Raw genomic sequence first — 12,822 nt, forward strand, 5'->3', positions numbered from 1 at the left:
TCACTCCGCCTTGGGCTTGGAGGGGTGCGGAACGTCGGAATCGGCCGGCTTCTCGTTCTTGTCGCGCGGCTGCAGATTCTTGTCCGTCGGCCCGGGCAGCGTCGGCTTGGCCGCATCGGCCGGCTGCGCGAACATCGATGGCGGCACCGGCACATTCGCCTCGGCCGACGCGATGATCACCCGCTGGCGCTGGTTCGACTGGCCGGGCTGCCAGCTGTCGATCGACATCGGGAAATAGACGCCGCCGACCTTCTCGTAATCGCCGAGCTCGTACTCGGTGACCTGCTGCGCGCCCCGCAGGCGGCGCGTCTCCGTCATCTTGATCTCGAGGAAGGTGTCGGGGTCCAGCAGATAGACGAACTCGTCGCCATCGGGCTGCGACACCTTCAATTTATAGCCGAGCGTGCCGTCGAAATCCTCGCGGCCCAGATAGGCGACCTTCGCGTCTTCCTTCTTCGCGGACAGCAGCACGCCGTCGATCAGCGCCGAGTCGGCCATCGAGCGCGCTTCGTCCTCGGTCATCTTCTCCGCGTCGCGTCGGCCCTGGAAGGGATTGATCCGCCAGCCGTTCGCGCCGTCATAGGCCTGGACCAGGGTCAGCCCCTGGATCGACGCGTTGACGCGAGTCGCGTCGCCTTTCGCCTCGTGCGCGCGGGTCTCGTCATAGGCGAGCTGGAAATCGCCGGGGAAGATCAGCTTGCCGGTGAACTTCACCGACTTCAGCGCCGCGAGCGCGTCGGTGCCGCCGCGCGCCGCCAGGTTCTTCGCGACCAGTTCGTCCGCGCTCGGTTGCCCCTGCGCGATCGCCGCGCCGGACAGACCAAGCGCCGCGGCCCATGCCGCGCACGCAACAAGCCTCATGCTGATCCTCCCTGTATACTTTCTTCCGTTTTGCGACTGGTTCGGCCGCCGGTCAACGGGGGTGTGCGCGCGACCTCAGGGCACGACGCGGCGCAGAAAGGCCTGGACAGCCTTCCAATTCTCCTCCGCGCCCGCGGGATCGCGTGCCGGGATCAGCGTCGACGAGCCGTGAACCCCACCCTCCTGCGGCACGAACAGGGTCGTGCCGGCGACGCGTACCGCCTCGGCGATCGCGCGGGCGGCGGCGATCTCCTCCGGACTCTTTGCCGACGTGACGAAGACAGGCACCCGTAGCTTGGCGGCGGCCGCCTTCACCATCGTGTCGCTGCCCAGATATTCGCCCGGCGAAAAGGCGAGCAGGCCGGCCACCTCGCCGGGGTGCTCGGCCGCGACCAGGAACACCAAAGCCGCCGAATAGCTGCTGCCCCACAGCAGCACCGGCAGCTTCCTGTCCTTCGCCCAGGCGAGCGCTGCTTCAAGATCGGCTTTCGCATCGAGATAGCCGGCATCATGGCCCAGCGCCTTGGCGGTCCGGTTCTCGCCGAACATGCCGTCGCCCGCGCGCTGGTCGATCGCGAACGCGCTATAGCCCATCGCGACCAGCTTCGGCGCGATCGTCGCATATTCGCCGCTGCTGGAACCGGCTTGATGAAAAAGGAGGATCAGCGCTTTCGGATGCTCGGCGCGATACCAGGTGCCGTAAACCTTGACGCCGTCGGCGGCAGTCAGCGTGACCGGCTCGGTGTGAGCCTGTCCGGCAGGAGCCTCGGCCTTCCCTGTATCGGGAGCGGCGTGGCAGCCGACTGCCGCCAGCATCGCGGCGGCGGCAAAGGAAAATCGGGCGGCCTTGCGAATGCGCATGCGAGTCTCCGTCGCCCCGATCCTGCGCAATCCGGACCGGCACCGCAACGGAGACTCGCGCAGACGTCAGATATCGTCGCCCAGCGCGCCCTTGATCTTGCCCTTCAGCTGCTGGCCCTTGCCCTTCAGCTCCTGCCCAGCGCCTTCATCGCGCACGTCGGGATTGTCGGAGGCTTGCTTCAGCTTGCCCGCCGCCTCGTTCGCATTGCCTTTGATCTTGTCGATCAGCTCGCCCATCGTATTTCTCCTTGGGAATGGGAACGCGAGTTCAACGACCCGCGAGCCGTGCCCGTTCCGGCAGCCGAGGGGCAAAAGCATGGAGGCAGGTGAACGCAGCGGTGTAATCACGCTGGCGGGGTTGGAGGCGCAGGTGCCGGGCCCGAACGGCGAACGATCGGCCTTGGCGCTCAAGCGGGGGACGCTGGATGTCCGGCTGTCTGTCCCCCTGCCGCCGAACGTCCAGACGCCGCACGAGCAGGACGAAATCTATTTCGTTGTTCGCGGCAACGGCGTGCTGGTCCATGAAGGACGGCGTACATCGTTCGGCCCAGGCGACATTCTTTTCGTCGCGGCCGGCGTGAGCCATCATTATGCTGACTTCGGCTCTGACCTCGCGCTGTGGCGGGTCTTCTACGGCGCGGCCGGGGGCGAGCTTCCCTAGATCAGTCCCGCCAGCGGGCTCGACGGATCGGCGTAGCGGCGCTTGCCCATGCGCCCGGCGCGGTAGGCGAGGCGGCCGCTTTCGACCGCCAGCTTCATCGCGCGGGCCATCGTCACCGGGTCCTTCGCCTCGGCGATCGCGGTGTTCATCAGCACGCCGTCGCAGCCGAGCTCCATCGCCAGCGCGGCGTCGGACGCGGTGCCGACGCCCGCATCAACCAGCACAGGCACTTTCGCACCCTCGACGATCAGGCGGATCGTCACCTGGTTCTGGATGCCGAGGCCGGAGCCGATCGGCGCACCGAGCGGCATGATCGCGACCGCGCCCGCATCTTCCAGCCGCTTCGCGGCGATCGGATCGTCGACGCAATAGACCATCGGCAGAAAGCCCTCATTCGCCAGGATCTCCGTCGCGCGCAGCGTCTCGACCATGTCCGGGTAGAGCGTTTTCGCCTCGCCCAGCACTTCCAGCTTCACCAGCTCCCAGCCGCCTGCCTCGCGCGCCAGCCTGAGCGTGCGGATCGCGTCCTCGGCAGTGAAGCAGCCGGCGGTGTTCGGCAGATAGGTGAAACGCTTCGGGTCGATGAAGTCGGTCAGCATCGGCTGGTTGGGATCGGCGATGTTGACCCGCCGCACCGCAACCGTGACGATCTCCGCGCCCGACGCCTCGGCGGCCGCCGCGTTCTCGGCGAAGTCCTTGTACTTGCCGGTGCCGATGATCAGCCGCGACCGGAAGGTGCGGCCGGCGACCGTCCAGCTGTCCTCGTCGATCCGCCCGGCATGGTCGCCGCCGCCGACGAAATGGACGATCTCCAGCTCGTCGCCGTCCTCGACCAGCACCTGCCCCAGGGCCGAACGCGGCACCACCTGCAGGTTACGCTCGACCGCGACCTTCTCCGGCACCAGCCCCAGCTCGCTCGCCAGCTCGGCGATGCTCAGTCCGGCCGCGACGCGCTTGTGCTCGCCATTGACGCTGATCGTGATCGTACCGTCGGTGTGCATTGAAAATCCAATCGTGTAAGGCCGCGCAGATATTGTCTGGGCATCGGGGGATCAATGCCGACCATCTTCGTCCTGAACGGCCCCAACCTCAACCTGCTGGGCCTGCGCGAGCCCGAGGTGTACGGGCACGACACGCTCGACGACATTGCCGGCCAGGTCGAGGATCGCGCGCGCGAGCTGGGATTCGACGTGGAATTCCGCCAGTCGAACCATGAAGGCCATCTGATCGACTGGTTGCACGAAGCCAATGCAGACGGCGCGAAGGCGGTGATCCTCAATCCGGGCGGCTACACCCACACCTCGGTCGCGCTCCACGACGCGGTAAAGGCGATCTCCGTGCCCGTGATCGAGGTGCATCTGTCGAACCCGCATGCGCGCGAGCCGTTCCGGCACCGCAGCTATACGGCCAAGGCCGCGAAGGGAACCATCGCGGGTTTCGGAGCGATGGGATATCTGCTTGCGCTGGACGCCGCCGCCCGGCTTTGAGTAAGGGCCGCCGAATGACCGATACGAACAAGGGGACGATGCAGGTCGACACCGATCTGGTGCGCCAGCTCGCCGAGCTACTCGACGCGACTCACCTCACCGAAATCGAGGTTCAGGACGGGGAGCGAAGGATCAAGGTTCAGCGCAAGGTGCAGGCGGTCGCCGCGACCGTGGCCGCGCCTGCCCCGGCCGCTGCACCCGCGGCGCCGGCGCCCGCCGCCGCCCATGCCGCGCCTCCGCCGCCGGCCGAGTCGGCGAACGCGATAAAGTCGCCGATGGTCGGCACCGTTTATCTGGCGCCGGAGCCGGGTGCGGCCAATTTCGTCTCCGTCGGCGGCAAAGTGAATGCCGGCGACACGCTGCTGATCATCGAGGCGATGAAAGTGATGAACCCGATCACCGCCCCGCACGGCGGGACGGTCAAGGCCGTGCTCGTCGCGAACGGCGCGCCCGTCGAGTTCGACCAGCCGCTCGTCGTCGTCGAGTAACCGGCGATGGCCATTTCCAAGATCCTGATCGCCAATCGCGGCGAGATCGCCCTGCGCATCCACCGCGCCGCGCACGAAATGGGGATCAAGACGGTCGCGGTGCACTCCACCGCCGACAATGACGCGATGCACGTCCGTCTGGCCGACGAGGCGGTGTGCATCGGGCCGCCGCCCGCCGCCGAATCCTATCTGAACATCCCCGCGATCATCTCGGCGGCCGAGATCAGCGGCGCCGACGCGATCCATCCCGGCTATGGCTTCCTGTCCGAAAACGCCCGCTTCGCCGAGATCGTCGAGAGCCACAACCTGATCTGGATCGGGCCGAAGCCCGAGCATATCCGGACGATGGGCGACAAGGTCGAGGCCAAGCGGACCGCCGGCGCGCTCGGCCTGCCGCTCGTCCCCGGCTCGGCCGGCGGCGTCAGCGAGTTCGCCGAGGCGCGGCGGATCGCCGCCGAGATCGGCTATCCGGTGATCGTCAAGGCGGCGTCGGGTGGCGGCGGGCGCGGCATGAAGGTGGTCCCGTCCGAGGACCGGCTCGAAAGCCTGATGGGCCAGGCGCGCAGCGAGGCCAAGGCCGCGTTCGGCGACGACACCGTCTATATCGAGAAATATCTCGGCAATCCGCGCCACATCGAGTTCCAGGTGTTCGGCGACGGCAACGACCATGCGATCCACCTGGGCGAGCGCGACTGCTCGCTGCAGCGCCGCCACCAGAAAGTGCTGGAGGAAGCCCCTTCCCCCGTCATCACGCCGGAAGAGCGGGCGCGGATGGGTGGCATCGTCGCCAAAGCGATGGCCGACATGGGCTATCGCGGTGCCGGCACGATCGAGTTCCTGTGGGAAGACGGGCAGTTCTACTTCATCGAGATGAACACCCGGCTGCAGGTCGAGCATCCAGTGACGGAGGCGATCACCGGCCTCGACCTGGTACGCGAGCAGATCAGGATCGCCGACGGCCATCCGCTGACGCTCCGCCAGCAGGACGTGACCTTCCGCGGCCATTCGATCGAATGCCGGATCAATGCCGAGGACCCGCAGAATTTCGCCCCCTCGCCGGGCCTGGTCAGCTCCTATCACGCACCCGGCGGCCTGCACGTCCGCGTCGATAGCGGGCTCTACTCCGGCTACCGCATCCCGCCTTATTACGACTCGATGATCGCGAAGCTGATCGTCTGGGGCCACACCCGCGAAGGCGCGATCCGCCGCCTCCGCCGGGCGCTCGAGGAGTTCGTGATCGAAGGCGTAAAGACGACGATCCCGCTCCACCAGGCGTTACTCGAGGACCCGGAATTCCAGGCCGGCGACTACAGCATCAAATGGCTGGAGGAGTGGCTGGCGAAGCAGCAATAAGTCCTCCCGTGCCTTGCACGCGCCGTCCAGCTTCAATGGCGGATGCTCTCGAACGTGTCGCCGCGCACCCGGTCGATCAGCTGCACATGCAACCCGGCCGCCCGCGCCGCCTCGATCTCCCGCTCATTGTCGGATAGGAACAGGATATCGGCCGCCGGCAGGCCGATCGTCTCCGCGATCCCGCGATACGAATCCGGCTCCAGCTTCGACCCGGCTGAGAGGTCGAAAAAGCCCTCGAACAGCGGCGTCAGGTCGCCCGCCTCGCAATGGCCGAACAGCAGCCGCTGTGCCTCGACCGAGCCGGATGAATAGACGAACAGCCGCAGCCCGCGCTCCCGCCAGCGCCTGAGCGCGGTCAGCGCGTCGGGATAGATGTGGCCCTTCAGCGCGCCGCTGGTGAAGCCTTCGCGCCAGATGCGGCCCTGGATGCGCTTCAGCACCGGGTCCTTGCGGTCCTCGTCGATCCAGCGCTCGAGCGTCTCGACCGGCACGCCTTCCGCCTCGTCCGGATGGGCGGCGAGATAGTCGCGGATGCGGGCCCGGGCATAGGGAAACAGCGTATCGGCCACGAACGAGATGCTGCACGTCGTGCCTTCGATATCGGTCAGGATCGCGCGGATCATGCCAGCTCCAGCCGCGGGACGCGGCCGCCCTCCCGCAGCGTGAACAGGCCGGAGCCTTCGACGAAATAGCGCACCTCGTCGTCGGCATGCCGGTGCTCCGACAGGAATTTGGCGCGCATCGCCTCGCGATCCGGGTGGTCGGGCGTGACGGAGACGGTGTCGACGGTCGTATAGCCTTGCGCCCGCAACGCTTCGGCCCGAGCCTCCTGCTCGCCCGCCGGCCAGCGCTCGAACCGCACGCCGATGTCCGCCAGCGCCTGCGCGATCGCGTCGGCGTCTTCGGTCGCGGCCATCATGCTGCCTGCCTCGTCGAAGACCGTGAGCCGCGTCATCCCCTGTATCTCCGTTCCGCCAGCTCCGCCTCCGCCAGCCATTCGAGCGCTTCGACGACGCGCTCCGCTTCGGCGATGCTGCGGCCCCACCCGTATAGCCCATGGCTGCGAATCATAAAGGCCGGCGCGGCGGCGAGGCGCGGCATCGCCGCCGCCCCGATCACGGCCATGCCCTTATCGTTCTCCACGATCGGGATCGTGACGCTGGCTTCATGCGTGGCGACGCCCGGCAGAGCCTTCAGCAACTCGTGTCCCGCGATCGTCCAGGCGTCGCCGCTCGCGCGGCCCAGCCCCACCGAAATGGCCGCATGGCGGTGCAGCACCGATCGGACCTCCGGGAAGGCGCGGTAGATCTTCAGGTGCAGCGCGGTTTCGGCCGAGGGGCGGCGCGGATCGCCCGAATCGATCAGCATGGTGTCGGCCGGCGTCAGGCGCCCTTTGTGCGCGCCCGAGACGGTGATCGCGATCCGGCCGTCATCCAGGCGCGCCGAGTAATCGCCCGACGTTGCCGGCGCTCAGCCCCATGCATGGAACGCCCGCCCCAGGGCCGCGAGAGCTCCGGCTGCTTGGTCGATCCCTCGCGCCACGCTTGTCGAAGCCCTCTCATTCTTCTCTAAAGGCGCCCATGAACCCGCTCTACGCCACCATGCCGACCACGATCTTCGAGCGAATGTCGGCGCGGGCGCGGGAGATGGGGGCGATCAACCTTGGCCAGGGCTTCCCCGATTCGAACGGCCCGGCGGACGTGGTCGATGCGGCGGCGCGGGCACTCGTCGAGCGGTCCAACCAATATCCGCCGATGGCAGGCCTGCCGGAGCTGCGCGAGGCCGTTGCCGCGCATTACCGGCGGCATCAGCAGCTCGACCTTCAGCCGGAAGAAGTGATCGTCACTTCGGGCGCGACCGAGGCGATCGCCGCCGCGATCCTGGCGCTGGTCTCGCCCGGTGACGAAGTGGTGATGTTCCAGCCGCTCTACGACGCCTATCTGCCGCTGGTGCTGCGCGCGGGCGGCGTGCCCAGGCTGGTCCGCCTCGCGCCGCCCGATTGGCGCATCACGGCCGAGGCGCTGGACGCCGCATTCGGCGAGCGCACCCGCGTCGCGATCCTGAACACGCCGCTTAATCCCGCCGGCGCCATGACGGGGCCGGACGCGCTGGCGCTGCTCGCCGAGCGGGTGATCGCGTGCGACGCCGTGCTGGTCAGCGACGAGGTGTGGGAGCATGTCGTTTTCGACGGCCGCCGCCATGTCTCGCCGATGGCGCTGCCCGGCATGCGCGAGCGGACCGTCAAGATCGGCTCGGCCGGCAAGATCTTCTCGCTGACCGGCTGGAAAGTCGGCTGGATGTGCGCCGCGCCGGCGCTCGCCGGACCGCTGTCGCGCGCGCACCAGTTCCTGACCTTCACGACCCCGCCGAACCTGCAGGCGGCGGCGGCCTATGGGTTGGGCAAGGACGACGCCTATTTCGAGGAGATGCGGGCCAATCTCGCCCGTTCGCGCGATCGCCTGGCGACGCAACTGGGCGAGGCCGGCTGGTCCGTGCCCAGGAGCGAAGCGACCTATTTCCTGTCGCTCGACCTCGCCGCTTCCGGCATCGCGCTGGACGACGCGACGTTCTGCGACCGGCTGGTCGCCGAATTCGGGGTCGCGGCGATCCCGGTCTCGGCATTCTACGCCGACGATCCGGTCACCGGCGTCGTCCGCCTCTGCTTCGCCAAGCGCGACGAGACGCTGGATGCGGCGGCCGAACGGATGGCGCGGGCGCTGGCCGTGCTTCGCGCGTGAGGAGCGGGGGCCGAAGCCCCCCGCATCCCGCTTACATGCCGCCGCGCGGCTTCTTCTTGTGCTTGCCCTTGTGCGCGTCGCTCTCGGTGGCCGAGCTGGTGTCGCTGGGCGGCGCGGCCTCCGTCGTGACGGGCTGGGCCGGGTCCGGCGCCGTCGCGTCGGCCGGCGCTGTCGCGGCCGTGGTATCGGCCGTCGTCGCGGCCGCGTCGGGCGTGGCCGACGGCGCGGGCTCAGGCTGCTGCGCCTGTGCGTAGAGGGCCGAGCCGAGCATCGAAGCGGCCGCAACAAACAGGATCTTCTTCATCTGACATTCCCCGATTGAGGTGAGGCGGAGCGGGCGACCAGGCACGCCCCACGCGCACGACCGGCCTTTTTCGGTGAACGCCGGATGAACCCTTTTTAGCAGGCACGACGGCCCGTGCAGGGAGTCACGGCGACCTGAATGGTTCTAACAATTGTTGGTTTTCAGACCATTATTCGCTCCGTCGCGGCCGCGAAACAGCTGAGCCGACTTGTGAGGCCAGAGCGCGCCGAACGGAGTCCGCACGACTTGGCGGCGCCCGCGCAATGCCGCTTGATGCGTCGGGCGCTTTCCCGGGGTGGCAAATTCATGTTTTCGCGTTTTCTTCGCCTGTCGTCGCACGACATGGCCATCGATCTCGGCACCGTGAACACCCTGGTCTGGGTTCGCGACAAGGGCATCGTGCTGAACGAGCCTTCGGTGGTGGCGCTCGAGACCAGGGACGGCGTGCAGAAGGTGCGCGCGGTCGGCAGCGACGCCAAGCTGATGATGGGCAAGACGCCGGCCAACATCCGCGCGATCCGGCCGCTGCGCGACGGCGTCATCGCGGACCTTGAAGTCGCCGAGCAGATGCTGAAGCATTTCATCGAAAAGGCGCAGGGCGGGCGCTCCGCCCTGCCCCGCCGCCCCGAAATGGCGATCAGCGTGCCGTCGGGCTCGACCAACGTGGAACGCCGCGCGATCCGCGACGCTGCCGCCAACGCGGGTGCGGGCAAGGTCTGGCTGATCGAAGAGCCGATGTCGGCCGCGATCGGCGCCAACCTGCCGGTGACCGAGCCCGTCGGGGCGATGGTGGTCGATATCGGCGGCGGCACCACCGAAGTCGCGGTGCTCAGCCTGCGCGGGCTCGCCTATAGCGGCTCGGTCCGGGTCGGCGGCGACAAATTGGACGACGCGATCGCCGCCTCGATCCGTCGGCGGCACAATCTCGTCGTCGGCGAAGCGACCAGCGAGCGGATCAAGCACCAGATCGGTACGGCCGCCGCCGACGAGGGTGACGAGCCGCACATGAAGGTGAAGGGCCGCGACCTGGTCGCCGGCAAGCCGCGCGAAATCGAGATCGGGCAGAAGGAAATCGCCGAGGCGATCCAGGAGCCGGTCGGGCATATCGTCCACGCCGTCCGCGCCGCGCTGGAGCAGACGCCGCCCGAGCTTGCCGCCGACATCGTCGATCGCGGCATCGTGATGACGGGCGGGGGGTCGCTGCTGCACGGCATCGACCGCCGCATCGCGAAAGCGACCGGGCTTCCCGTCGCCGTCGCCAACGATGCGCTGGTCTGCGTCGCCCGCGGCGCCGGTCGCGCGCTGGAGGATCCGGACTATCGCGGCGTGCTGCTCGCGGCCTAGAAGGACAGGCCCAGGGTGATCGTCGCGGCGTGGTCGTCTGTATCCGGGCCGCCGCGCACGAAGCCGTGCTGGTTGAGGTAGCCGACCTCGAGGCTGACATGCTGCGCGATCGGCGTGGTGACGGCGATCGCGTTGCGCATCCGGTCCAGGCCGTCGGTCTTCTGGAAACCGGTATTGTTCAGGTTGACGAAGCTTTCGTGGCTCAGCACCAGCGCCGTCTTGTGGCCGGCGCGGAACGGCAGGCTGTACTTGACGTAGGGCCGGACCCGCCAGGCCGTGCCATCGACCCCCTCGCGCCAGCGCTGCTCCAGGCGCAACCGGCCGCTCAACGTGCCGCCGCCGATCTTCGCGACATTGTCGAACGTCACCTGCTCGCGCGCGCGGTGCTCCATCACGGTGAAGTCGCCGCCTGAATATTGCGGGTTGTGGGTGTAGCCTGCCCAGAGCGTGACATTCTTGCCGACGCTATAGCCGAGCAGCGTGTTGCTCTCGATCTCGTACAGCCCGTTGCGGTTGTCGCTGAACCGGACGACGAGCTCCTGCGACAGCTTGAATTCGTCGCTCAGCTTCACGGTCCCGTTCACGCCGCTCCAAAGCTGCGCGTCGCTCCCCGCCGCGGCGGGGGTGGCCAGGGCCGAAATCGCGGCCGCCGAAACGAGAATCAAGGAATAACGCATGTCCGACCGCCCGATGTTTCAACCCGCCGGCGCCTCTATGAGGCAGTGGTGACAAATTTAAGACAGAACGCGCCGGGCGCCGTTCAGGCCCGGCCGATCACCTGGGCGGCGAAACGCTCCATTTCCTCCGCCTGCGGGCTCATCTGGAGCAGCAGCAGGTCGAGGCCGGCCGCTTCATATTCCGCGATCCGCTCCTTCAGCTGCTCGGGCGTGCCGACCAGGTTGGGGCGCAGCCCGCGGTTCGAAACGGCATATTCCTGGATCTTCAGCTCGCGCTCCAGCTGGGTGCCGGACAGCCACTGGTCAAAGTTCGCGTATCCGGCGGGCAGCTCGCGGACAGTCGTGATCCGTTCCAGCTCCCGCTTCGCCTCGGCTTCGCTGTCGCGGACGATCGCATAGGCGGCCATGCCGAAGGCCATCGGAGTTCCGCCCGCCCGTTCGCGCCGCGCCTTCATGTCCGCGATCTTCGGCGCGATCGCCGACGCCGGATCGCCGTGCATCACATAGGCGTCGCAAAGGCTCGCGATCATCGTCTTCGCCGCCTCGCTCTCGCCGCCCGCATAGATGGTCGGCTTGCGAACCGGCTTGGGCGCGCAGATCGCCTTGTCGGTCCGGTAATAGCGGCCATCGAAGCTGAACCGCTCCTCGGTCCACAGCCCGTCGACCACCTGCAGCCACTCGGTCGTGCGCGCATAGCGATCGTCATGCTGGTCGAACTGCAGGCCATATTGCCGCGCCTCGTCCGCCCACCAGGACGAAACGACGTTCAGCGCAAGCCGGCCGCCCGAGATGCGGTCGATGTTCGCCGCCGCCTTCGCGAACAATGCCGGCTGGTGGAAATTGGGCCGCACCGCGACCATCAGCTCCAGCTTTTCGGTGACCGCCGCGAGCGCCGCCGCCGTCGACCAGGCGTCGAGCGCGGGCTGGTCGACGCCTTTGATGTCGTTGAGGTTCAGCTCGGCGATCAGCGTCAGGTCGTAGCCGATCGCCTCGGCGCGCTGGGTGAGCCGCTTCACATAGTCCCAACTGGCTTCCATTCCCTCGTCGGGCACGTTGCGCAGCCAGCCGCCGAACACCGGCATCCAGAAGCCGTACCTCATGCGCGTGCGATCCTCTGCTGAAGCCAGTCGACCAGCCGTTCATGGGGGTCCCAGCCGAGCACCGTCAACGGATCGGCGACGAAGTTGGAGAGCGCGTTGATGTCGTAGAAGCGGGGAACGCCGTCGCGGTCGTCGATCATGACCTCGATACCGCCCACGTCCAGCGCCATCGCGTCGGCGATGCGTTCGGCGGCGGCGATCAGTTCCGGCGACGGATCGGCGGGCATGAGCCTGATGCTGCTGCCGGCAACGCAGGCGTCGGCGGGGCAGAGATCGAATGCGCCACCGCCCTCCACGTCGATCGCGTACAGGAATTTGCGGTCGAGGGTCTCCAGCCGCGTGATCCTGCCGCCGTGCGCCGGCACATATTCCTGGACCAGCAACACCGAGTCGATGCTCGCCGGAAAACCGCCCTCCGCCGCCACGACCTTCAATTCGGAGAGATTGTCGTAGCGCACGATGCCGGCGCCGGAGCCGCCGATGTTCGCCTTCACGACGATCGGGAAGCGCAGGCCCTCCGCGGCCGCCACCACGTCCGCCGCGCGGTGGACGATGCGCGTGGCGGGAATTTGCAGCCCGAGCGAGGCGATCAGCGACAGCTGCCGCGCCTTGGACGAGTCGATCGCGAACGCCCGCCCGCCATTGATCACGGTCGCGCCTTGCCGTTCCCATTCGTCGAACAGCGCCGCGGCGTAGAAGAGCGGGTGCTCGGCCGACCTCAAGAAGCTCGATTGCGCCAGCCGGTTCAGGATCAGCGGCGCCGGCGGCGGGCTCGCACCGGGCACGAAGCTGTGATCGTCGGCCTGGATCGCGACGTAATCGATGCCGCGCGCGTCCAGCGCGGCGAACAGCGGCCGGAACCAGAGCGGATGTTCGTATACGATCGCCAGGTCGGCCATGGCCGGCGCTATGACGGCGCGCGCCGCCGCCGGCAAGCGGCAAGGATTT

16 protein-coding genes and 1 pseudogene are annotated in these 12,822 nt (G+C 67.9%); 6 read left to right on the top strand and 11 right to left on the bottom strand.

What is annotated here, in order from left to right:
- From GON01_RS01645 to GON01_RS01655, 3 genes are all read right to left on the bottom strand, one after another.
- Positions 1 to 861, bottom strand: coding sequence for a LolA-like protein (locus tag GON01_RS01645; protein WP_157025361.1), 861 nt, complete (start codon positions 859 to 861; stop codon positions 1 to 3).
- 75 nt (positions 862 to 936) lie between these two features.
- The gene (locus tag GON01_RS01650) at positions 937 to 1,722 is read right to left on the bottom strand and encodes an alpha/beta hydrolase (protein WP_232328572.1); all 786 of its coding nucleotides are present in this window, start codon (positions 1,720 to 1,722) and stop codon (positions 937 to 939) included.
- Between the two features lie 66 nt (positions 1,723 to 1,788).
- Positions 1,789 to 1,959: a CsbD family protein gene (locus tag GON01_RS01655; protein ID WP_157025363.1), complete on the bottom strand. Its 171-nt coding sequence runs from the start codon at positions 1,957 to 1,959 to the stop codon at positions 1,789 to 1,791.
- Positions 1,960 to 2,038: 79 nt separating this feature from the next.
- Between GON01_RS01655 and GON01_RS01660 the strand changes: the two genes are divergently transcribed.
- Positions 2,039 to 2,383, top strand: coding sequence for a cupin domain-containing protein (locus GON01_RS01660; RefSeq protein WP_157025365.1), 345 nt, complete (start codon positions 2,039 to 2,041; stop codon positions 2,381 to 2,383).
- Here GON01_RS01660 and thiS read toward each other — a convergent pair.
- Positions 2,380 to 3,384, bottom strand: coding sequence for a sulfur carrier protein ThiS (gene thiS / locus GON01_RS01665; RefSeq protein WP_157025367.1), 1,005 nt, complete (start codon positions 3,382 to 3,384; stop codon positions 2,380 to 2,382). The two genes, GON01_RS01660 and thiS, sit on opposite strands and share 4 nt — an antisense overlap.
- Positions 3,385 to 3,438: 54 nt before the next feature.
- On the opposite strand from thiS, the gene aroQ reads away from it, so the two are divergent.
- From aroQ to accC, 3 genes are read left to right on the top strand one after another with little or no spacing between them, the layout of a single operon-like run.
- Positions 3,439 to 3,870: a type II 3-dehydroquinate dehydratase gene (aroQ, locus tag GON01_RS01670; RefSeq protein ID WP_157025368.1), complete on the top strand. Its 432-nt coding sequence runs from the start codon at positions 3,439 to 3,441 to the stop codon at positions 3,868 to 3,870.
- 14 nt (positions 3,871 to 3,884) lie between these two features.
- The gene (gene accB, locus GON01_RS01675; RefSeq protein WP_157025371.1) at positions 3,885 to 4,358 is read left to right on the top strand and encodes an acetyl-CoA carboxylase biotin carboxyl carrier protein; all 474 of its coding nucleotides are present in this window, start codon (positions 3,885 to 3,887) and stop codon (positions 4,356 to 4,358) included.
- Positions 4,359 to 4,364: 6 nt separating this feature from the next.
- On the top strand, positions 4,365 to 5,711 hold the full coding sequence (gene accC, locus GON01_RS01680; protein ID WP_157025373.1) for an acetyl-CoA carboxylase biotin carboxylase subunit: 1,347 nt from the start codon (positions 4,365 to 4,367) through the stop codon (positions 5,709 to 5,711).
- A gap of 32 nt (positions 5,712 to 5,743) precedes the next feature.
- Here accC and mtnC read toward each other — a convergent pair whose 3' ends face one another.
- The 3 genes and pseudogenes from mtnC to GON01_RS01695 all read right to left on the bottom strand — a co-directional run.
- A complete protein-coding gene (gene mtnC, locus GON01_RS01685) occupies positions 5,744 to 6,334 on the bottom strand; it encodes an acireductone synthase (RefSeq protein WP_157025375.1) in 591 nt (196 codons plus the stop codon).
- Entirely contained in the window at positions 6,331 to 6,666 is a 336-nt protein-coding gene (locus tag GON01_RS01690; protein WP_181600168.1) for a hypothetical protein, read from the bottom strand. Before GON01_RS01690 ends, mtnC begins: the two co-directional genes overlap by 4 nt.
- Positions 6,663 to 7,166: pseudogene (locus GON01_RS01695) on the bottom strand (class II aldolase/adducin family protein); the annotation flags it as partial. The pseudogene GON01_RS01695 and the gene GON01_RS01690, both read right to left, overlap by 4 nt.
- A gap of 125 nt (positions 7,167 to 7,291) precedes the next feature.
- Between GON01_RS01695 and GON01_RS01700 the strand changes: the two are divergent.
- On the top strand, positions 7,292 to 8,449 hold the full coding sequence (locus GON01_RS01700; RefSeq protein WP_157025379.1) for an aminotransferase: 1,158 nt from the start codon (positions 7,292 to 7,294) through the stop codon (positions 8,447 to 8,449).
- Positions 8,450 to 8,480: 31 nt separating this feature from the next.
- Here the strand turns inward: GON01_RS01700 and GON01_RS01705 are convergent, their stop codons facing one another.
- Positions 8,481 to 8,753, bottom strand: a complete 273-nt coding sequence (locus tag GON01_RS01705) for a hypothetical protein (protein WP_157025381.1) — start codon at positions 8,751 to 8,753, stop codon at positions 8,481 to 8,483.
- A 306-nt stretch (positions 8,754 to 9,059) separates the two neighbouring features.
- On the opposite strand from GON01_RS01705, the gene GON01_RS01710 reads away from it, so the two are divergent.
- Entirely contained in the window at positions 9,060 to 10,097 is a 1,038-nt protein-coding gene (locus GON01_RS01710; RefSeq protein ID WP_157025382.1) for a rod shape-determining protein, read from the top strand.
- Here the strand turns inward: GON01_RS01710 and GON01_RS01715 are convergent.
- The 3 genes from GON01_RS01715 to GON01_RS01725 all read right to left on the bottom strand — a co-directional run bounded on the left by GON01_RS01715 (position 10,094) and on the right by GON01_RS01725 (position 12,773).
- Positions 10,094 to 10,774, bottom strand: coding sequence for a DUF2490 domain-containing protein (locus tag GON01_RS01715; protein ID WP_157025384.1), 681 nt, complete (start codon positions 10,772 to 10,774; stop codon positions 10,094 to 10,096). The genes GON01_RS01710 and GON01_RS01715 overlap by 4 nt on opposite strands.
- An 83-nt stretch (positions 10,775 to 10,857) precedes the next feature.
- Positions 10,858 to 11,874 carry an LLM class flavin-dependent oxidoreductase gene (locus GON01_RS01720; protein ID WP_157025386.1) on the bottom strand — a complete coding sequence of 339 codons (1,017 nt, stop codon included), beginning with the start codon at positions 11,872 to 11,874 and terminating at the stop codon, positions 10,858 to 10,860.
- Positions 11,871 to 12,773 carry an ATP-grasp domain-containing protein gene (locus GON01_RS01725; protein WP_157025388.1) on the bottom strand — a complete coding sequence of 301 codons (903 nt, stop codon included), beginning with the start codon at positions 12,771 to 12,773 and terminating at the stop codon, positions 11,871 to 11,873. The genes GON01_RS01720 and GON01_RS01725 overlap by 4 nt, the downstream gene beginning before the upstream one ends.
- Between the last annotated feature and the right edge of the window lie 49 nt (positions 12,774 to 12,822).

It is taken from the genome of Sphingomonas horti (assembly GCF_009753715.1).
Taxonomy (GTDB): Bacteria; Pseudomonadota; Alphaproteobacteria; order Sphingomonadales; family Sphingomonadaceae; genus Sphingomonas_B; species Sphingomonas_B horti.

Coding starts and splice junctions, on each gene's coding strand:
- GON01_RS01645 (WP_157025361.1), bottom strand. CDS start 861: ATGAGGCTTGTTGCGTGCGCGGCATGGGCCGCGGCGCTTGGTCTGTCC.
- GON01_RS01650 (WP_232328572.1), bottom strand. CDS start 1,722: ATGCGCATTCGCAAGGCCGCCCGATTTTCCTTTGCCGCCGCCGCGATG.
- GON01_RS01655 (WP_157025363.1), bottom strand. CDS start 1,959: ATGGGCGAGCTGATCGACAAGATCAAAGGCAATGCGAACGAGGCGGCG.
- GON01_RS01660 (WP_157025365.1), top strand. CDS start 2,039: ATGGAGGCAGGTGAACGCAGCGGTGTAATCACGCTGGCGGGGTTGGAG.
- thiS (WP_157025367.1), bottom strand. CDS start 3,384: ATGCACACCGACGGTACGATCACGATCAGCGTCAATGGCGAGCACAAG.
- aroQ (WP_157025368.1), top strand. CDS start 3,439: ATGCCGACCATCTTCGTCCTGAACGGCCCCAACCTCAACCTGCTGGGC.
- accB (WP_157025371.1), top strand. CDS start 3,885: ATGACCGATACGAACAAGGGGACGATGCAGGTCGACACCGATCTGGTG.
- accC (WP_157025373.1), top strand. CDS start 4,365: ATGGCCATTTCCAAGATCCTGATCGCCAATCGCGGCGAGATCGCCCTG.
- mtnC (WP_157025375.1), bottom strand. CDS start 6,334: ATGATCCGCGCGATCCTGACCGATATCGAAGGCACGACGTGCAGCATC.
- GON01_RS01690 (WP_181600168.1), bottom strand. CDS start 6,666: ATGACGCGGCTCACGGTCTTCGACGAGGCAGGCAGCATGATGGCCGCG.
- GON01_RS01700 (WP_157025379.1), top strand. CDS start 7,292: ATGAACCCGCTCTACGCCACCATGCCGACCACGATCTTCGAGCGAATG.
- GON01_RS01705 (WP_157025381.1), bottom strand. CDS start 8,753: ATGAAGAAGATCCTGTTTGTTGCGGCCGCTTCGATGCTCGGCTCGGCC.
- GON01_RS01710 (WP_157025382.1), top strand. CDS start 9,060: ATGTTTTCGCGTTTTCTTCGCCTGTCGTCGCACGACATGGCCATCGAT.
- GON01_RS01715 (WP_157025384.1), bottom strand. CDS start 10,774: ATGCGTTATTCCTTGATTCTCGTTTCGGCGGCCGCGATTTCGGCCCTG.
- GON01_RS01720 (WP_157025386.1), bottom strand. CDS start 11,874: ATGAGGTACGGCTTCTGGATGCCGGTGTTCGGCGGCTGGCTGCGCAAC.
- GON01_RS01725 (WP_157025388.1), bottom strand. CDS start 12,773: ATGGCCGACCTGGCGATCGTATACGAACATCCGCTCTGGTTCCGGCCG.